Source organism: Sorangium sp. So ce1504, from assembly GCF_051521635.1.
GTDB classification, from domain to species: Bacteria; Myxococcota_A; Polyangia; order Polyangiales; family Polyangiaceae; genus Sorangium; species Sorangium cellulosum_B.
The window spans coordinates 1385347-1404661 of the sequence record NZ_CP150365.1 but is presented as its reverse complement, the minus strand read 5'-3'; the positions used below and the strand labels follow the sequence as shown (position 1 = coordinate 1404661).

The window sequence follows — 19315 nt, the reverse complement described above, 5'->3', positions numbered from 1 at the left end:
GGTAGGTGAGATCGACATTGTGCTCGTTCACATTTTTGATGTCAACGATGCTCTGTCAGTCCGCGGCCAAGCTCGACATCGGATGGCTGGCAAGTCTCCTCCGGAGCGGCGCGTCAAGAGGGCGGGCGCAGGGCCACGGTATTGTTCGACGTGGATTCCAATTTCGGGATCGAGGCTCGCCTCGCGCCAGTTCATTTGAGTTGACATGCAGAATGTGAACGTTCACAATTTCGTCTCAGGGTGTCGTTTCGCTTTGTCCCGGGTAGCCGTCGTGCGCACCGGACTCTTGGTCCTTTGTACCGGGATCGATCTCTGCGCCGGCTCCGCTCGGGTGTCGTGAACGCAAGCCATGGCGAGATCGCGGGGGCTCGCCCGCGCTGGGCTCGCTCAGGTGGAGCCGATCCAGGTGAGACAATCGTGGCGGAGGGAACAGCATGGCGATGGGTAGGACGAGATCGTGGTTCGGATTGACGATGACGGCGTGCCTCGCCGGCGCGTGCGGCGGCGCGCAGACCGTCGACACGCCCCCTGCGGCAGCGCCGCCTGCGCCGGCGGCGGCCCCCGCGGCGGACGCCGCTCCAGCGGCCCCGGCCGCCAGATCCGAGCCACCTGGTGGTGAAGCCGTGAACGCAAAGCCCGCTTCCGTCTCCAAGGCGCCTTTCGGCAACGCCGATGGCAAAGAGGTGATCCTCTACACGCTCACGAACGCGAACGGCCTGGTCGCGAAGGTGATGACCTACGGCGCGACGGTGACCGAGCTCCACGTCCCCGACAAGACAGGGAAGATGGGCGACATCGTCCTCGGCCACGACAACCTCGACGGGTACCTGAAGAGCAGCCCGTACTTCGGGTCGACGGTCGGCCGCGTGGCCAATCGCATCAAGAACGCGCAGTTCCAGCTCGATGGCAAGACCTACAAGCTCTCCGCGAACAACGGCGCCCACACGCTGCACGGCGGCAAGAAGGGCTGGGACAAGGTCGTCTGGGACGCGGAAGCGACCGAGACGCCGGACGGCCCCTCCATCAAGCTCACGTACGTATCGAAGGACGGGGAAGAAGGATACCCCGGCACGGTCAACGCGACCACGACCTACACGCTCACCAACAAGAACGAGCTCAGGGTCGAGATGTCGGCGACGACCGACAAGACAACGATCGTCAACATGGCCCACCACGGCTACTGGAACCTGGGAGGGCACGGCTCGGGCTCCGTCGCCGACCAGGAGCTGACGCTGCACGCCGACAGCTACACCCCGCCGGACGCCACCGACATCCCCTCGGGCCAGATCAAGCCGGTGAAGGGGACGCCGCTCGATTTCACCACCGCCAAGCCGATCGGCAGGGACCTGAAAGCCATGGGCGGCAAGCCGGTCGGATACGACCACAACCTCGTCATCAGCGGCGACCCGCACAAGCTCCGCGAGGCGGCTCGGGTCAAGGATCCGAAGACCGGTCGGGTGCTGACGATCGAGGCCGATCAGCCGGGGATCCAGTTCTATACGGGCAACTACCTCGACGGGTCGATCAAGGGCAAGGGCGGCGCGGTTTACGAGCAGTACAGCGGCCTGTGCCTCGAGCCGCAGAAGTTCCCGAACTCGATCAACGTCCCGGCCTGGAAGAACGAGGTCATCCTCAAGCCCGGCCAGCGCTACGCGCAGACGGCCGTCTTCCGGTTCACCACCGAGTAGCTCGCCGACGGTCACCCGCGCTGCCTCGCAACGCCTGCGCGCTCACGCGAACGTCACGATCGGCTTCACGTCCGCCGACCGGCGCGCGAGCGCCACGGCCCGACGTCCGTGCCGCACACGCCGATGGCGGGCGGCAACCCAATCTCAGGAGGATCCATGACCCGCTCGATCCCATGCAGTATCTCGCTCCTTGTCGCGCTTTCAATCGCTGCTTGCGGGTCCGACGACGCCGCCGACGGCTCGGGCGGCAGCGGAGGAAAAGGAAGCAGCAGCGCTTCGAGCAGCAGCAGCAGCAGCAGTTCTTCGAGCAGCAGCAGCAGCCCTTCGAGCAGCAGCAGCACCTCGGGCGCGGGCGGCACGGACGACCCGAACCCGAGCGGCGGGGGAGGACAGGGCGGGACGGTCGATCCGGTCGGCACCGAAGGCGACGGCGATTTCGAGATCGGGCCTGACTACCAGGACGCCCCGGAGATCAAGAGGATCGACGGCGTTCCCCGGGGGCGGACGTTCACGTTCTCCCTCTCGTCCCGGGAGAGCGAAATCTTCACCGGCCACGATCCGACCTTGAACGACAACGCCAAGGGGGATTTCAACCGCCGCGTGGAGGTCGCGATCCCCGCGACGTACGTCGACGGCGCGGAGGCGCCGTTCATGGTCGTCCAGGACGCGACCAACAGGGACGAGATCATCAACACGATCAACAACTTCGTCGCGGATCCGAGCAACCGTTTCCCGAGCGTCATCGCGATCTTCGCCGCGAACGGAGGGGGCGACTCGTACGGCAGCGAGCGGGGGCTCGAATACGACACCATGTCGGACGCCTATCAGAGGTTCGTGGATACGGAGCTCCTTGAGGCGGTCAAGAACGACCAAGCCGTCCACGCCGCGTACCCCAACCTGAAGTTCACGAGCAACCCGGACGGCCGCGCCACGTACGGATGCAGCTCGGGCGGGGCGGCGGCGCTGACCATGGGCTGGTTCGGCCACGACACCTACCGCAAGATCGTCACCTACTCCGGCACGTTCGTCGACCAGCAGAACCCCCGCGCGCCCACCGAGGCCGAGTATCCCGACGGCGCCTGGGAGTACACGGAGGGGCTCATCCGGGATAACCCGGTCAAGCCGCTGCGCGTCTTCCTGCAGGTCGGCGAGAACGACCTCGGCAGCACCAGGGATGAAGCCAGCCACCACAACTGGGTGATGGCGAACCAGCGCGTGGCGGCGATCCTCAAGGAGAAGGGGTATCATTACCGCTTCGTCTACGCGAAGGGCGCCAGCCACTGCGACGGGAGGGTGCTCAAGCAGACGCTCCCCGACACGCTGCGCTGGATGTGGCGGGGCTATCCGGTCGATTGACGGTACGGACCGGTGGCCTGGGGAACGGTTCAGACCGGCAGCCTTGGCGACCTAGAGCGGTTCCCACCCGCCCCTGGTACGAGCGGCGCAGAGCGGCGGTCACCCGCACAGGAGACGGGTCCAGATCGGCGTTTTCGGCGCGGAAGCGCACTCCGGTGCGCTGAGCACCGAAAACGTCGAGATGGGCCCCCCCGCCTCCAGCTCCACCGGTGAGGCGCGGCGCATCGGCCTCTGCCGCGGGGCCTCGCTCGCTGCAGCCCATGAGCGCCCCGCACAACGCGCCGACGCACAGGGTCGTGAAGCGAACGGTCCGACGCTCGATCATGGATGTCGCTCCAGGGGAAATCAGGGCATCGGGATGACGAAGGTGGTGACGGAAAAGGCCGGGACCGTGACCACCAGGCGATAGTCTTCGATCGCCATGTCGGGGAGCCGATCGAGGTCCTCCGTGCGCGAGGTGCGGTGCACCTCCGCGGCGGGACCGACCGTGGGGAGCCGGGTGAGATCGAGCGTGTAGCCGCGGCTCGCGTTGCGATCACCGTTGCGGACCACGAGCGAGAGAGAGCCCCCGTCGGCGCTGACCGCGGCCACCATGTCCTCGCTATCGACGTCGACGAAGCGCGCGCCGGGCCGGATGTAGCGGCTGAAGCCGGCATGCATGTAGAAGCGCTTGATGGGAGCGAAGGACTGCTCGCGGTCGTTCAGCGTGAAGCTCGCCCAGCTGCGCGACGGATCGCCCGACTGCCAGTCCACCCAGGCCTCCGGCTTCAGCTCGCGCAGATCGTCGATGATGCGCTCCGCCATGAACAGCGCCGCGTCCGTGTCGTCGCTGATGCTCTGCCCGAGCGGCCCCGATTCCGATTGCCACAGCCGCTTGCCGAGCCTGGTCGCGAGCTGCCGGAGCTCGCTGCGCTGGCTGCCCGCGTAGGAGTGGACGTTGAGCTGCTGAAAGGCGGCGAGCGTCCCCGCGCCGAAGGCGCCGATGTTCCGGACGGCGTCATCCATGCTGTTCTCGTCCGACGCGCTGACCACCGTCTCGCCGAGGCCCTTGCTGGTCAGCTGCCTGGCCACCTCCTGGATGATCTTCTCCTGGCTCGCCCGGTCGAAGTGGCATCCTTCCTGGGAGCCGTTCGATTTCCACCAGTCGGCAAAAGGCTCGTTCAGCGGCTCCAGCGTGCGAAAGGTGATCCCGTGCTCGTCCCTGTAGTGACGGACGACCTCCGTGAGGTAGTGGGCGAAGTCGTCGTAATGGTCCGCTTTAAGGTTGTCTTTGCCGTTGCTGCTGCCCGAGGCGCAACCGCTGTTCGTCATCCAGTAGGGGGGAGAGTTGGAGAACGCCTCGAAGATCAGATCCGCTCCGCGCTCCGCGATGCGCAGGAGGATGGCGCGCTGCCTGGCGTCGTTCGCCCACGTGAAGGTCCCGTCGGCGCTCTGGAATCCAGGCATCTCGCGGTGCTCCTTCATGTGCTCGTGGGACGGGTTCTCCCCGCCGCCGATGTTGTAGCGGAACACGTTGTAGCCGAGGCCATTCACCGGATCGACGACCGCTTCGACCACGGCGTTGCGCTTGGCTTCCTGCCATCCGCCCACGTGATCGGCCCACCAGCACAAGCTCGTGCCCCAGCCCTCGAAGGATTGGTGCATCACGTTCGTGTCGACCCGGACGAGCTCCGTGCCCGGAGCGGCCGTCACCGTGGGGCGAGGCTCGCTCGGTGAGCCCCCGCTCGCGCCCGACGAGCCGCCGCTGGTCGAAGCCGCGCTCGCCGCCCCTGCCCCACCGGAGCCCGCCGGCGCCCCGCCCGAGCCCGCCGGCGCCCCGCCCGAGCCCGCCGCTCCTCCTGCTCCGGTCGAGGGCGCGCCGCCGCTTCCACCGCTCGACCCAGCCTCGTCCGAGGGAGCCGCCGAATCACGACCGCAGCCCGATACGAGGACCAGGGTGATCGCGAGGAGGGACGAGGTTCTCGAGGTCCTGGTCATCATGGGGCCGTCCCCGAGCACCGGCGCCTCCCGGTCGCTCCACGGTGAGAGGTCTCAACAGCTCTCAGGTGGTCGATGACCTGTCCGGCCGGACAGGGCGCCGAACAGGCAGCGTCTTCCCGAGAACGGCAACAGTAGAGCATGACGGCGCGGAGCGTGGAAGATGGGACCCGAGCCGATCCCACATTCCCGCCCTCATGTAGTTCTCTTGCGCTGTTTCACGCGACTCGGCGCGTCAGGGAGCCAGCGCGTCAGGGAGCCAGGGTGACGGGGGGAGACGCTTGCCTCGGCGGCTGTTGGCAAACCCACGGTACCGGGGGCGGTCGTGCGACCTCGTCCGCTGCTCGGCCGGGTCGAGCCTGAGGCGGGCTGTGGACCAGCGGCTGGAATGGCTCTACGGGCCGTTGTCGCCACCGAGCCCAGATGCTAGCCATGATCACGAGATCGGCTGCAGGGAATTGACTCATTTCGCCAAGGAGGATCTGTGAGTTTAACTTTGTTAAAACATTTTACTATCGCCCTGGGATTCATCGCTGTGGGGTGCGCGGGGCCGGACGATTCCTCTGCAGAAGACACCGGGGCGGGTGGCAGCTCGTCCGGGACGGGCGGCGTGACCTCGGGCAGCGCCGGCACCACCGGCAGCACCGCGGGCCCGGGCGGCGTGACCTCGGGCAGCACCGGCACCACCGGCAGCACGGCGGGCCCGGGCGGGTCGACCACGAGCGGGACCGGGGGCTCGGACGGGTCCGGGGGTGCGGGCAGCACGACAACGAGCAGCTCCACCGCGGGCAGCACGACAACGAGCAGCACGACAACGAGCAGCTCCACCGCGAGCAGCACGAGCGCGAGCACCACGGCCTCGACGGGGACCGGCACGCCCACCCGGTGCACGGAAGCCGACCTGGAGGTCTGCAGCGACAGGACAGGCACCCATTGCGGGCTCACCTTCGAATACTGGAAGGACCGAGGAGACGGGTGCCTGCTCAACACGGCGGATGGCTTCAGCGTGAACTGGAGCAACATCAACAACCTGCTGGGCCGTAAAGGCGTGAGGCCGGGCGGGAAGAACAATGTCGTCACCTACGAGGCCGACTACCGGCCAAACGGCAATTCCTACCTGGGCGTCTACGGGTGGACGAGGAGCCCGCTCATCGAGTATTACATCATCGATAGCTGGGGCAACTGGCGTCCGCCGGGCGGAGAAGGGCACGTGGGCACCGTCTCCAGCGACGGAGGTACCTACGACATCTACAAGACCCAGCGAGTCAACCAACCTTCCATCGATGGCACGGCGACTTTCTATCAGTTTTGGAGCGTCCGGCAGCAGAAGCGCACGAGCGGAACCATCACTGTCGGCAACCACTTCGACGCGTGGGGGAAGCAGGGGCTGACCCTCGGGACCTTCTATGAGGTCTCGCTGGTCGTGGAAGGCTATCAAAGCAGCGGCAGCGCCGATGTGAAGGTCTCGATCGAGTGAGCGCCGAGCCCTGAGCATCGTTTCGGCCGACAGCCGTCCCTGAACGGAGCAACGACGGGCACCTGGAGCATCCCCTCGAATTTTTCGGGGGGAGAATTCACAGGGAGGCGGGGAGACGGGGAGTAAAATCCCGACGATCTCACCGTCTCCCTGTTCAGTTTCCCGGCAAGATGCCGACCCATGAGGGGGTTGTTCAGGACGACGCCACGCGCCCCGTCCAGGCGCTCGCCGCCCTGCGCGCCCCCGAGCGCCGGCCGCGCCGGCCCGCTCGTGCGGCGCTCGAAGGTGGACCGCCCGTCGGGTACGCTGCGGGCCGGACATGAAACAGCACGCGCCGCGCTCCCCTGACGCCCCGGCCCCCGGGGCCCACGCGAACGCGCCCTCGCTGCCGTCGCCGCCGCCTTCCAGCGCCACGGCGCCGGTCCACAAGACGCGCGTCCCGGAGGCCTTCGGAGAGGCGCCCACGATCATGTACATGCCGGGCGACGAGCCCGATCGCTCGCCGGGCCACGCCCCGCCCCACGCGGCCGGACAGGCCCGGCCCCCGGCGACCGACGAGGCCACCCTGCGCATGCCGCCCAGGGCCGGCGCCCAGGCCGGGGACGAGGCCACCCTGCGCATGCCGCCCAGGGCCGGCGCCCAGGCCGGGGACGAGGCCACCCTGCGCATGCCGCCCAGGGCCAGCACCCCGGGCGGGGAGCACGACGACCGCACGCTCAAGATGCCCGAGCGGCCAGCGCGCGGCGCGGCAGCGGACGAGGACAACGCGCCCACCGTCAAGGCCGAGCCCAAGGCGTCCTACGTCGACCTGAACGCCGAGGACGAGGACAAGCCCGGGGACCTCCGATCGTCCGCCCGCGCCTTCCTCAAGCGCCACCACAAGAAGCTCTGGTGGCTGCACACCGCGTATGCGCTCAGCCTCGGCGCCTTCGTGGTGACCTTCGCGCAGAAGGGGTTCCAGCACGCGCGCTTCCTCGCGGTCACGGTCAGCGTCGCCTGGCTGCTCGTGCTCCTCTTCTTCCGGCTCTTCGGCACCGGCGCCCGCCAGGACTTCGCGACGGCGTGGCGCGGCGCCCGGCTGCGCTTCCTCGTGATGACCTATGTCCTGAAGAACCTCTATCAGGGCATGCTCTTCTTCCTCCTCCCGTTCTACTGGAAGAGCGCCAGCCTGGACGCGCCGAACCGGTGGTTCGTCCTCCTCCTCGCCGCCTGCGCGGTGCTCTCGACGCTCGATCTCGTCTTCGACCGCGTGCTCATGCGCTGGAAGACCCTCGCCTCGGTGTTCTACGGGGTGACGCTGTTCGCGTGCCTGAACCTCGTCATCCCCGCGCTCCTCCCCGACACCCGCACGCTGTACACGCTGCTCTCCGCCGCCCTCGTGTCCGTGCTCGGCTTCTGCACGCTGCACCTGCCGTTCGGGGCCCTCTGGAGCCGGATGGGCGCCGTGTTCCTCGTCGTCGCGATGGCCGCCGGGGTCGGGCTCGCCTACGGGACGCGCGAGCTCATCCCGCCCGTCCCGATGCACCTGTCCTCCGCGGCCGTGGGCCCCTCGGTGCTCCCGGACGGACGTCTCGCCATGTCCGTGAAATCACTTCATTTTTCTGTGATCCGCGAGCTGCGCGCGGTGACCGACGTGGTGGTGCCGGGCGGCGACGGCGATCGCCTGCTCCACGTCTGGCGGCGCGAGGGGCGCGAGGTCCTCCGCGCGCCCGAGGAGACGCTGCGGGTGCCCGGGCCGGAGGGCGCGGTGCGGCTCAAGTCGCAGCTCGTGGGCGGGAGCCTGCCGCGCCGCCTGGCAGGGCGCTGGACGGTGGATGTCGAGACCGAGGACGGCCAGCTCGTCGGCCGCACCTCGTTCGAGGTGACGGAATGAGCTGGCCGCTCCGGGGCGGAGGCGAGGCGAGCGCCGCGGAGCGCGCGCGCTGGGTCGACGCCGGCAACATCGCGAACGGGTTCCTCGTGTTCGGCAACGTCGTCACGGGCTTCATCGCGATCGGCAACGTCGCGCGCGGCTTCATCGCGATCGGCAACGTCGCCGTCGGCGTCGTCGCGATCGGCAACGTCGCCGTCGGCGTGGTCGGCGGGTTCGGCGCGACGATCGCCGTGGGCGCCTTCGCCGGCGCGGGCGTGCTCGCCCTGCCGGTGCTCGACGGGGTGGCGGGCGTGACCAGCCTGCTCGCCCTGAATCCATTCCTGTCGGTGCTCCCGATCGCCCTCTGGCTCCTCGCCGCGCGCGTCCTCCCGGGGGAGCGCGCGCCCCGGCTGGGCCCCGATCCCAAGCTCGCGTCGCTCTCGTCGGTGCTCCGCGGCGAGCGCTCCGAGGGCTGGGTCCGGGGGCGGGTCGAGCGCGCGGGGGACGGCGCGCTCCGCCTCACGCAGCGCGGCCGGGCCGTCGAGCTGCCCGCGACGCCGGAGGCGCTGCGCGCGGGCGCGGCGCTGCTCCCGGAGGGGCGCGGCGCGCGGCTCCTCGCCCTCGTGCGGGCGGAGGAGCACGTCCGCGGCGGCGAGGGCGGCTACCGCGCGGCGCAGGAGCGCGAGCGGGTCCTCACCGTCGCCGATCTGCTGGCGCCGCCGGCGTGGGTGCCGCCGTGGATCAACGGCGCCGAGGTGCAGTGGTGGCTCGCGCGCGCGTGGAACGTCGGGGCGGTCGTGGCGGTCCTCCTGAGGGCGGCGCAGCTCATCGCGGGCGCGATGGGATGAGCGCCCGCGACTCCCCTACTCCGTCTGTCCGTTGCGCCGTTCCGCCGCCGCCCTCCGCTCGCTCTCGGGCACCAGAGCGGCGTCGCCTCCCTCGATCTCCGGAGGCAGCGGCAGCCGGACGCGGAACGTCGTGCCCTGGCCTGGCTCGCTGTCGACCAGGATCTCTCCGCCGTGCGCCCATACGATCAACCGGCAGACGTAGAGCCCGACGCCGAGCCCGCTGTGCGCCTCCGGTGTCCACCGGAACGGCTCGAAGAGCCTGTCCCGCTGCTCCGGCGTGATGCCGACGCCGCGATCGTGCACGGAGATCACCGCAAAGCCGCCCTGCCGGACGACCGACAGCGTGATCGGCTGTCCAGCGCCGTGCCGCGACGCGTTCGACAGCAGGTTCGTGATGACCTGCTCGACGCGCGCGTCGTCCCAGTAGCCAAACACGGATCGATCGAGCTGGAGCTCCAGGGAACACCCGTCGGCCTCGAGCTGCTCTGTCACCTGCCGGGCGGTCCTGCGCACGATCTCGTTGATCTCCGTCCTCTCCAGGTTCAGCGCCGGCGGGCCGGTCGCGAAGCTCGCGACGACGAACATGTTGTTGATGACCTGCGTGATCCGGGCGAGCTCCCGCGAGGACACCTTCAAGAATCGGCTGATGTCCTTCGAGCCCAGCGTCGCCATGAGGGGCTGCGATCGCGATCGCAGCATGTGCTCGTACAGGAGCCGCAGGCTCGTCAGCGGCGTGCGCAGCTCGTGCGAGGCGAACCGCAGGAACTCCTCGCGGACGCGGATGGCGTCCTTGAGCTCCGCCTCCGCGCACTCCAGGCGACGGACGCGATCCTCGAGCTCCCTGCGCAGCTCCTTCTCGCGCCGCACGCCGGTGGCCAGGTCCTTCGCGCGCCGCTGCAGCAGGATCGTCAGGACGAGCGTGGCGAGCATCATCACGCCGCAGGCCGTGAGGACCACACGGCGCGTCACGACATACACGCCATAGGCATCGTCCTTGTCGATCTCGGTCGCGAGGCCGAGCTCGAGCTCCTGATCCCACAGCCACGAGCCGACGACCGGGACGCCGCGATAATCGCGGTATCCCTCGACGTCGACCCCGGCGATCCCCGCAACGGCGCTGGTCGCCATGCGCGTGAGCGGCTGCTCCATGCGAGGCAAGGGGCGCGCGGAGCCGTCCGGCGCTTCGCCCCCGGGGTCGCGTATCTCCACGTTGAGGCTCGTGCGCTCGCCGGCCGCCAGGAGGCCCATGTCGCGGAGGTTCTGGGCGAACCTGAGCTCCGTGACGGCACGACCGTGCCTGTCGAACGCGTAGGTCTCCCCTGACGCGCCGACCTGTCCGCGATGGGCGATCTGCGTCAGCTCCTTCCCGGGATCGATGCGGAAGGCGAGCGCCGCGATGATCTCCCCTTCCCCGACGACGGAGCGCACCGGCGCCGCGACCACGAGGACGGGGGTGACCCTTCCGATGACGGTAGACCGCATGGCGAAGGGAGTACCCATGACCGTCGAGCCGCGCAGGGCCGCGGCGATGGTGTCCGGGTCGTGGACGCTCAGCGTCCTGGTGGCGAGGAGCTCATCGCGATCCGAGGCGATGTGGGTGCCATCCAGCGCGATGACGTCGAAGCCGAGGCACTGTTCCCGCTCGACGACGTTCTCCAGCTCCAGCCGCAGATCCTGGAGGTACGGGCTATCGCGGAGCGAGCGTTCGCTGCGGCGCACCTCGACCTGGGCCGCGACCGCGCGCCGTATCCTCGGCTCGTTCGCCCAGAACCCCGCGGCGCCCTTCGCCTGCCGCGCCCAGGTCAAGAGCCCTTCGCGGGTCGTCGAGAGCACCGCCTGCAGGGTCGCCGCGATGTTCCTGCGATGGACGTCCTGGATCTCGTGGAGGCTCAGGAGCAAGACGACGCCGATCGGCAGCAGCGCCGCCAGGGGCATCCAGTCGAGCCATTCCTTCCTTCGCCGTTCGTTTCCCATGCATGATGCAGGCGAGACGCGGGGGAACGGCTCCTCACAAACCACGCCACCACCCCGTGTGAGCGCGCTTCACGCTCGCCCGCTCGGCCCGGGCCTGCCTCGATCCCCGGCGCCGAGGCGAGCCGGCGCCTCGCCTCGGTCAATGCGCAGGCGGGCCCGAGGGCGCGGGGCTCCCCTCCACGATCGAAGGGCTCCCGCTGTACACCACCGCGTCGAGCAGCCGCTCCTCCCGCACCATCGCGAGCGCCGGCGCGTCCCGGCGCACCGAGATGCTTCCGCCAGGATCCGCGAACCCGCACGCCTCCGCCCCCCGCTGCGAGCCGATCTCCCAGAGCGCCTCGGCGGGCGTCGCCCCGCCCTCGCCCCGCAGCGTCACGCGCCGGCCCGTCCGCAGCCGCTCGCCGAGCTCGACGCCGCGCATGTCCTCGAACGGATCGGTGATCACGTGGCTGTCGATCCCGACGCACAGCCGCGCGCCCGCCGCGCGCAGCGCGCCCACGTCGGGCAATCCGTCGCCGAGGTCGCGCTCGGTCGTCGGGCACAGGCACGCGAACGCCCTCGCCGCGCCGAGCAGCGCCGGCTCGTGCGGCGCGAGGTGCGTCGCGTGCACCGCCACGAAGCGCTCGCCGAGGACCCCGCGCTCGGCCAGGAGCTCCACCGGCCGCCGGCCCGTCTCGGCGAGGCACGCCTCGATCTCGGCCGGCTGCTCGGCCACGTGCATGTGCACCATGAGCCCGCGCTCCGCGGCGTACCGCGCGATCTCACCGAGCCACGCCGGGGGCACGGCGCGCACGCTGTGGGGCGCCACGCCGACGCGCACGTCCTCGCAGCCCGCGTAGCGCGCCCGGAGCGCCTCGACGTCCGCGAGCGCCGCGTCGAGCGAGGCGTCCGAGAACCGCCGCTGCGCCCCCTCGGGCGCCCTGCCCGCGCCGGCGCGCGCGTAGACGACCCGGAGGAGCGCGATCCGGAGGCCCTCCTCGCGCGCGGCCTCGATCACCGCGTCCGCGAGGACCGTGCGATCCGCGTAGGGCGCGCCGCCCGGCTGGTGGTGCACGTAATGAAACTCGCCGACCGTGCGCACGCCCGCTGCGCGGAGCTCGCGATAAGCCACCTTCGAGATCGCATGAATGGACTCCGGCGTGAGCGACTCGGCGAGCGCGTACATGGCGCTGCGCCACGACCAGAAGTCGTCCGCCCCCGACGGCCCCGGCCGCTGCGCCTCACCGCGCATCCCGCGCTGGAAAGCATGCGAGTGGGCGCTCGCGAGCGCCGGCAGCTCGATGGCTCGCTCGGTCAGCCTCATGGAGCACGTCTATCACGTCCATCGCGTCCATCACGTTGGGACAGACGGGAAAAGGCGTGGGCAGGCCGCTCTGCCGGGCCGGCGCCGCGATCCAGAGCGGCCATCTGTACCGCGGCAGGGAGCGCAGCGGTCCGGGACGCGCGCCTTCCAGTCAATTCCCGTCAATTCCGGTCAATCATCGCTCGGCGTCAGGAGGAGCGGGAGGCAGCCGACGTTGAGCTTGCTGCAGGCCCCATCGAGCACGGCGGGGTCCTCGTCGGATTGCTCGTAAAACGCCATGGTGAGCGCGCTGCACTCGGGGAGCACATCGCGCGTGTACGCTCGCACCTCGGCGGCGCAGGCGTCGATCTCCGCGATCGTGGCCGTGCACTGCGTCGGCTGGCCGCAGGGCTTTGCGTCGACCTCCATGAGGGCCTGCTCCATCAGCTGCTCTGCCTGGCTCGGGTCGGCCATGCACCCCTCGACCAGCTCGGAGCACTTCGCCTGCAGCTCGGCGTCGCTGGTCCCGGCGTCGTCCCCGTACGCCGCGCCGAGCACGCCCTGCATGAGGCAGACGTACTCGACGGTCACCTGCTCGGCGCTGCAGCGGCGATACCCCTTGCACGCCTGCTCGACCTCCGCGGGCGAGAGCTCGCTGACGAGCGCCGACGTGTCGAGTCCGGAGCAGGACGCGGCCCCGGAGCCCCCGCCTCCCGCCGAACCCGCCGAGTCGCCGGGCGTCGCCCCGTCGTCGTCTCCCCCGCAGCCCAGCCCCGAGAGGCCGCAAGCCAAGCACACCCCCACCACACAAGCCCAGAACGTCGTTCGCATTCCTCTGCGCTCCCGATGAAAGGTCAAGAATCGAGCCCTGCCGCGGCGGCAGAACCACGTTTCCTTACGCCGGGCCGCTGTGGTTCCCCCCCTGGCGAGGCCGTCACGATGCTGCTCGCCGCGACGCGACGCCGGATCGTGGTCGTCTGGGTCTTCCTCGGGCTTTCGCGGCCCGAGCGCGCCTCACGGCTTCGGCTCGACCTCGAGCTCTGGCAACCCCGCGAGCTTCACCTCGACCTCCGCGGCGGGCGGCGCTTCACGGGCCTCCTCGCGGCGGGGCGCCATGACCGTCAGGGCGCGCGGGAGGCACTCCACCACGAGCGGCGTCGTCCCGGCCTCCTCGCCGTCGATGAGCACGTTCTGGGGCGGATCGGTCGTGATGCAGACCCGCCGGGCGGCGAGGAAACCTATGTTGTCGCGCTCGGCCGGCTCGCCGTCGATCGCGGTCCTCAGGAGGTGCAGTCCGGTCGCGACCGCCTCCACCAGCGTCGTGGCCGACACGATGGTCAGGTCGAGCCGCCCGTCGTCGGGGGACAGGACGGGCGGCCCCTGCGCCAGCACCGTGCGCGGAGGCGCCATGTTCGCGACGGTCACCGCGACCGCACGGCAGTGGATCCGCTGATCCTCGGTCTCGATCTCGACCACGAACGGCTCGAGGCTCATCAGCTTTCTCAGCCCGGTGCGGATGTACGCGAGCACACCCCAGCGCTGCTTCTCGTCCTGCGGGGTCTCGCCGACCGTGTCGGCGTGCAGCCCGACCGCCGAGAGCAGGATCATGGTCTTCCCGTTGGCGCGGGCGGCGTCGATGCGCGTCGGCTCACCGTGGACGAGCACGTCGATCGCCCCCTCCAGGTCGGCCGGGATTCCCAGGGAGTGCGCGATCGAGTTCGCCGTTCCCAGCGGCAGGACACCCAGGCACGCATCGGCCCCGAGGAGCGCGGACGCCACGCTGGAGATCGTCCCGTCGCCGCCCGCCGCGATCACCAGGGAGGCCCCTTCGCGGCGCGCTGCGTCGGCGCAGGCGGCGGCAGAGCGCTCCGCGCTCGTCTCGTAGACGCTCAGCGCAAACTCGCGCTGGAGCCGGGCAGGCAGCGACTCGACCGAATCGCCCGCGTGGCCGGCAGCAGGGTTGACGATCAGCGCCGCTCTCCGCTCGGTCATGGCGGCATCGTAGAACGCCGAACCGGTTGAAACCCCAAGAAAAATCGGCAGGGTGGCCGCGAGAAGACCCGCGCGAGCAGCCGCGCCGCGCCCGTACGGCTGTGCCTGCGTGCGCCACGCGCGCGACAGCGACGCCCCGCCGCGCAGCCCAGAGATGCCGCTGGCCGCACGATGGCACGGCAGTTGTACCGCGATGTTGTTCATGAGACTTCAGCGAATCGGTCGACCGGCTTGTCTTGCGCTCGCGCTCCTCGGCGCGGGGACGCTCGCCGCCTGCGGAGAGGACTCGTCAGGGGGCGCGGGTGGCAGCGGCGCCACCAGCAGCGGAGGCGCCACCGGCGGCGAAGGCGGCGAAGGCGGCGCGGGCGGCGAAGGCGGGGGGGCCGGCGGGAGCGCCGGAGGCGGCGCGTCATGGCCCGTCGACACCTACCCGATCGACATCACGCCATCGGAGGACTGGAAGAACCAGATCAGCTTCCCCTTCGAGCCCTTCGCCGCCTGGCCCGCGACCTTCCAGACGCCGGGCTGGGTGAAGTTCACCGTGCTGATGCACGACCCCACCAAGGTCTACTACCAGGACAGCAACAAGTTCCCGTTCCATGGCGAGTTCGCCACGGCGCGGCTCGACCCGTTCTTCGAGATGTCGCGGGACGAGTTCGACCAGGTCTCGCTGCACGAGGAGGGGCAGAAGGCCATCCTCGGCGCCGTGCTCTTCCCGCCGACCCCGGAGAGCGTGCCGGAGTACGGCATCCAGCTCGTCCGCCAGGAGGCTTACGACCCCGAGGTGGCGCGCGTCGTCCTGGAGCTCGTGAAGGACAGCGTCATCGCGCCCCAGGGGGCGCGGCCCTTCTATTTCCCGACGTACGAGCAAGCCGCGTCGGCCGCGGAGAACAGCGCGTTCTTCGAGGCGAGCGGCTTCCCGGTGAGCTCGGTCGAGCGGTGGCTGGACGGCGACGCGTGTTATGCGACGGGCTGGGCCGTGGGCCGGCTCCGCTATGTCCCGCCGGACGCGATCGACGCCGCCTACGCGAGCGGCGAGCTCCGGGCCGAGGACATCCTGCTCACCGACTCCATCCCTGCGGAGGTGCCGTATGTGGCGGGCATCGTCTCGCTGTCGCCCGCGACGCCGAACGCGCACACCGCCCTCCTCGCGACCTCGTTCGGCATCCCGTTCGTCTACCTCGGCGATCCGGGCGCCGCCGAGGCGGCAAAGGCGCTCGACGGCGAGGAGGTCGCGCTGCGGGCCTCGCTGCAATACGGGTCCATCTGCCGCGCCGTGCTCTTCGAGGCCGGAGGGATCGCGCCGGCGGACAGGGAGCAGCTGCTCGCGCTGAAGCGGCCCGGCGAGCTCGGGATCCAGCCCAAGGAGCCCCTCGGCGCCTACGCCGGATCCACCGAGGATCTCGGCCCCGCGGAACTCGTGCATTTCGGGGGCAAGGCCGCGAACTATGGCCTGCTGCGGGACGCCATCCCGGAGAGCTCCGATGTCGCTGTCGCGCTGTCGTTCGATCTCTGGGACGATTTCCTCGATCAGGTCGTGCCCGGCGGCCGCACGCTGCGCGCCGAGATCGCGGAGCGCCTCGCGGGCCATAGCTACCCGCCCGACATGCTGGCGCTCAAGGCCGATCTCGCGGCGATCCGCGCGCGGATCACCGGGGAGACCGCCTTCTCGGCAGGGCAGCGGCAGGCGATCGAGGCGGCGCTCGAGGGCTTCACGCCCACGAAGAAGATCCGGTTCCGGAGCTCGACCAACGTGGAGGACAGCGCCGTCTTCACGGGCGCGGGCCTCTACGACAGCTACAGCGGCTGCCTGGCCGACGATCGGGACGCCGACCAGGAGGGGCCGAGCCTGTGCGACCCCGGCGAGGCCGGCGAGCGCGGCGTGTTCCGCGCGATCCGCAAGGTGTACGCGAGCTTCTACAACGACAACGCCTTCCTCGCCCGGCTCCTCCATGGCGTCGACGAGGCCGAGGTCGGGATGGGCGTCCTCGTCCATCACTCCTATCCTGACGACGACGAGATGGCGAACGGCGTCGCGACGCTCGAGCGGCGCGAGCTGGTCAATGACCAGATCCAGATCGTGACGCAGCTCGGGGCGACGTCCGTCACCAACCCGGAAGGCGGAGCGCAGCCGGAGGTCGTGACCGCGAGCCTCTTCGACGAGGAAACCTCCGTTTACCTCCTGTCCGGCTCGACGCTCGTCCCGCTCGGCGGCCACGTGATGCAATGGGAGGACGATTACCACGCGCTCGCCGCGCTGCTCGGCCGCGTCGAGGCGCGGTTCAGCGAGGTGAACCCCGGCAGGAAGTCGTTCCTGCTCGATTACGAGTTCAAGAAGATGAAGCCCGGAGACCTCGTCGTGAAGCAGGTGCGGGAGGTCGCGCTCCCGGACACGGCGCCGAGCCTCACGCCGTTCCTGCTCGACGAGCCCCGGGAGGTCTGCACCTTCCAGGGCGAATTCGGCAACGTGTTCGCGAACCACCGGCTCAAGGTGCGCGCGAGGCTCTCGGCGAAGAGCGGGTTCCTCACGCCGGCGGCGCTCGCCAGCACGCTCTTCGACGAGGACGCGCGGCTCGATTACCTCTCCGGTGGATCGGTGACGACACTCTCGGGGAGCCCTGCGGCGTGGCCGGCCGCGTCCCACGCGTATGCCGAGGAGACGGCCACGGACTCCTTCGTGGACGGCGCCGGGGCCTCGGAGATCACCTATGCTCTCGCCGCCTCCCCGGTGCCCGAGCTCCTGCCGCCGTCGCTGGGCCCGCTGGTCGCGCTGCGCGACGTCGGGATGATGCTGAGCGCCACCTACGCCACGCCCGTGCCGGCGCTCGAGTGGGACGGCACGCCGCTCGACGTGTCCTCGGAGGTGGTGCAGCTCGACGCCTGTCCCGCGGACGGCCCCCCGGTGGCAGGCGCGCTGCTCCAGGAGCGCTCGCTCTCGTGGGCGTCCGGCGTCACGGTGGAGACCTCGTTCTACTGGCCGCCGGCCCCCACGGGCCCCACGGCGGGGTACACGGCGCCGCTCCACAAGTGGGTGGAGACGCGCATCGAGGGGCTGACGAGCGCACCGATCGTGCTCAGGGGCTACCACGCGCAGACGTACCACCCGCAGCACCACAACTTCTCGGAGGATTTCATCTTCGAGCCCCGCCTCGAGCCCGGCCTGGATCCCGCGATCCTCGCCGAGCTGGAGCAGAAGGGCATCCGGCTGATCCACGTCCGGACGCCGGACGGCGGCGAGGGCGGCGCGAAGCTGTGGACCCTCGATCCAGCGGGCGTGTTCCACCGGGTCGACTGAGCGGCGCACGGGCGGCCTGCGGAGCCCCGGCGAGCCCGCCGCCTGAGGCTCCGCCGGGCTCGTCACTCCTCCTCGAAGCATACAGCCGAGCGCGACTGCCGCTTCAGACGGCCGCGCGACGTGAACCGGCGCCGGCGCGCGCGCGGAGTTGACGCGCGGAGGCCGCGGGTGGACCAGAGGCGCCGGCTGTTCCTGCTGACGAGGAGAAGATCATGAGCCTTTACGACAGCTCGTTCCCCCAGATGACTCGCATGCTCGGCCAGGTGCTGGTCTGGCTCGACAAGGCGGAGGCCTACGCACAGCAGAAGAAGTTCGATCCGGAGGTGCTCCTCACCGCGCGCCTCGCGCCCGATCAATGGAACTTCAGGCGTCAGCTCCAGAACGTCATCGCCTGGCCCCTGAGGCTGAGCGCGCTGCTCACCGGCGGGGAGCCGCCGCAGCTCGAGACGGGCGACGAGACGCTCGCGGAGCTGCGCGCGCGCATCGGCAAGGCGATCGAACAGGTGAAGGCGGTGAAGCCGGAGCAGCTGAAGGGCGCGGAAGACCGCACGATTCCGCTCTTCTTCCTGCCGGGCAAGGGCATGAAGGCCCCGGCGTTCGTGTTCGAGTTCGCGCTCCCCAACTTCTACTTCCACGCCACCACCGCGTACTCGATCCTGCGGCACAACGGGCTCGACGTCGGCAAGTCCGACTTCATCGGGTCGCTCGACCTCCGCGACCTGTGACCGCGGCCGCCCTCCCCCGCGGGGAGGCGGCGGGCGACCGTCAGTCGTCCTCGCGCTCGTCCCCGAAGAGCACGCCGACCTGAAGCTCGATCGCATCGAACGGCTCGGCCCTGATGCGCTCGCCCCGCTCCGCGCGGAGCGCCACCAGGTACCCCTCCGAGGTCCACCGGTGCACGGTCAGCGTCTCCTCCCGGGGATCGACGATCCAGTAATGGGGGAGCTGACAGCGCTGGTAAACGCGCATCTTCTTGACCGTATCGTTGCGCGCGTTGCTCGGGGAGAGCACCTCACAGACCCAGTCGGGCCGGAGCCGGACAGGGCACCCGCTGGGCCGCTCCGGCGCGCGCTCGCGACGCCAGCCGACCACGTCAGGCCGGTACACCTGGTCCGGCATGAACTCGACCTCGATCTCCGTGGCGAACCACCATCCTCCGGGCCAGCGGCCCCCGGGGCGCCGCTGGAAGGGGATCTTCACGTGCGCGACGATGGCGGACTGCGCGTCGCCGTGCTCGAACGAAGGCACGGCCTTCTGCACGAGCTCGCCGTCGAGGATCTCGTGAAAGCGCTGCTCCTCGGGGATGGCCAGGAGATCCGCCACCGTGGCTGGGTGTGGCTTCTGTGCAGCGGTGGGCACGCGTCGAGCATAGCGCTTCCGACAATGGGTCGCGACCCTTTGCTTTCCATAGCAATTTCAATATCTTACAGCCTGGCGCCACAGGGGAGCCGACCCGGTTTCGGCGCCCCCTCAGCGTGCGCTCGCCTTGCGATCAGCGAGCGCCGCGAGCGTCTCGAGGAGTTCTCGGCGGTCGCGTCGCCCGCAACGCTGGGAGCGCGCGGCCGCCCGGAGAC

At 70.1% G+C, this 19315-nt stretch carries 13 protein-coding genes; 7 read left to right on the top strand and 6 right to left on the bottom strand.

From position 1 onward, the window contains the following. Positions 1 to 473 precede the first annotated feature (473 nt). Complete coding sequence (locus WMF39_RS05240) at positions 474 to 1688, top strand: aldose epimerase family protein (RefSeq protein ID WP_437744445.1); 1215 nt, start codon at positions 474 to 476, stop codon at positions 1686 to 1688. A gap of 156 nt (positions 1689 to 1844) precedes the next feature. After that, positions 1845 to 3044, top strand: a complete 1200-nt coding sequence (locus WMF39_RS05235; protein ID WP_437744444.1) for an alpha/beta hydrolase — start codon at positions 1845 to 1847, stop codon at positions 3042 to 3044. A gap of 345 nt (positions 3045 to 3389) precedes the next feature. On the opposite strand, the gene WMF39_RS05230 is transcribed toward WMF39_RS05235, so the two are convergent. Then, the gene (locus WMF39_RS05230) at positions 3390 to 5024 is read right to left on the bottom strand and encodes a glycoside hydrolase family 30 protein (RefSeq protein ID WP_437744443.1); all 1635 of its coding nucleotides are present in this window, start codon (positions 5022 to 5024) and stop codon (positions 3390 to 3392) included. Between the two features lie 607 nt (positions 5025 to 5631). Between WMF39_RS05230 and WMF39_RS05225 the strand changes: the two genes are divergently transcribed. From WMF39_RS05225 to WMF39_RS05215, 3 genes are all read left to right on the top strand, one after another. Then, complete coding sequence (locus tag WMF39_RS05225) at positions 5632 to 6498, top strand: glycoside hydrolase family 11 protein (protein ID WP_437744442.1); 867 nt, start codon at positions 5632 to 5634, stop codon at positions 6496 to 6498. A 319-nt stretch (positions 6499 to 6817) separates the two neighbouring features. Next, positions 6818 to 8371, top strand: coding sequence for a DUF5924 family protein (locus WMF39_RS05220; RefSeq protein ID WP_437744441.1), 1554 nt, complete (start codon positions 6818 to 6820; stop codon positions 8369 to 8371). Beyond that, the gene (locus tag WMF39_RS05215) at positions 8368 to 9198 is read left to right on the top strand and encodes a hypothetical protein (RefSeq protein WP_437744440.1); all 831 of its coding nucleotides are present in this window, start codon (positions 8368 to 8370) and stop codon (positions 9196 to 9198) included. Before WMF39_RS05220 ends, WMF39_RS05215 begins: the two co-directional genes overlap by 4 nt. A 15-nt stretch (positions 9199 to 9213) precedes the next feature. On the opposite strand, the gene WMF39_RS05210 is transcribed toward WMF39_RS05215, so the two are convergent. The 4 genes from WMF39_RS05210 to WMF39_RS05195 form a co-directional block, all read right to left on the bottom strand. Further along, the gene (locus WMF39_RS05210) at positions 9214 to 11172 is read right to left on the bottom strand and encodes a sensor histidine kinase (protein WP_437744439.1); all 1959 of its coding nucleotides are present in this window, start codon (positions 11170 to 11172) and stop codon (positions 9214 to 9216) included. A gap of 139 nt (positions 11173 to 11311) precedes the next feature. Continuing rightward, on the bottom strand, positions 11312 to 12475 hold the full coding sequence (locus tag WMF39_RS05205) for a formimidoylglutamate deiminase (RefSeq protein ID WP_437744438.1): 1164 nt from the start codon (positions 12473 to 12475) through the stop codon (positions 11312 to 11314). 171 nt (positions 12476 to 12646) lie between these two features. Then, positions 12647 to 13285 (bottom strand): hypothetical protein, encoded by a 639-nt coding sequence (locus WMF39_RS05200; RefSeq protein WP_437744437.1) that lies wholly within the window; start codon positions 13283 to 13285, stop codon positions 12647 to 12649. Positions 13286 to 13468: 183 nt separating this feature from the next. Continuing rightward, positions 13469 to 14491 carry a YegS/Rv2252/BmrU family lipid kinase gene (locus WMF39_RS05195; RefSeq protein WP_437747943.1) on the bottom strand — a complete coding sequence of 341 codons (1023 nt, stop codon included), beginning with the start codon at positions 14489 to 14491 and terminating at the stop codon, positions 13469 to 13471. A 157-nt stretch (positions 14492 to 14648) separates the two neighbouring features. Between WMF39_RS05195 and WMF39_RS05190 the strand changes: the two genes are divergently transcribed. Both WMF39_RS05190 and WMF39_RS05185 read left to right on the top strand, forming a co-directional pair. Beyond that, positions 14649 to 17741, top strand: coding sequence for a PEP/pyruvate-binding domain-containing protein (locus WMF39_RS05190; protein ID WP_437744436.1), 3093 nt, complete (start codon positions 14649 to 14651; stop codon positions 17739 to 17741). 212 nt (positions 17742 to 17953) lie between these two features. After that, positions 17954 to 18466, top strand: a complete 513-nt coding sequence (locus WMF39_RS05185) for a DUF1993 domain-containing protein (protein ID WP_437744435.1) — start codon at positions 17954 to 17956, stop codon at positions 18464 to 18466. A gap of 40 nt (positions 18467 to 18506) precedes the next feature. On the opposite strand, the gene WMF39_RS05180 is transcribed toward WMF39_RS05185, so the two are convergent. Then, on the bottom strand, positions 18507 to 19100 hold the full coding sequence (locus WMF39_RS05180) for a Uma2 family endonuclease (RefSeq protein ID WP_437744434.1): 594 nt from the start codon (positions 19098 to 19100) through the stop codon (positions 18507 to 18509). Positions 19101 to 19315 lie beyond the last annotated feature (215 nt).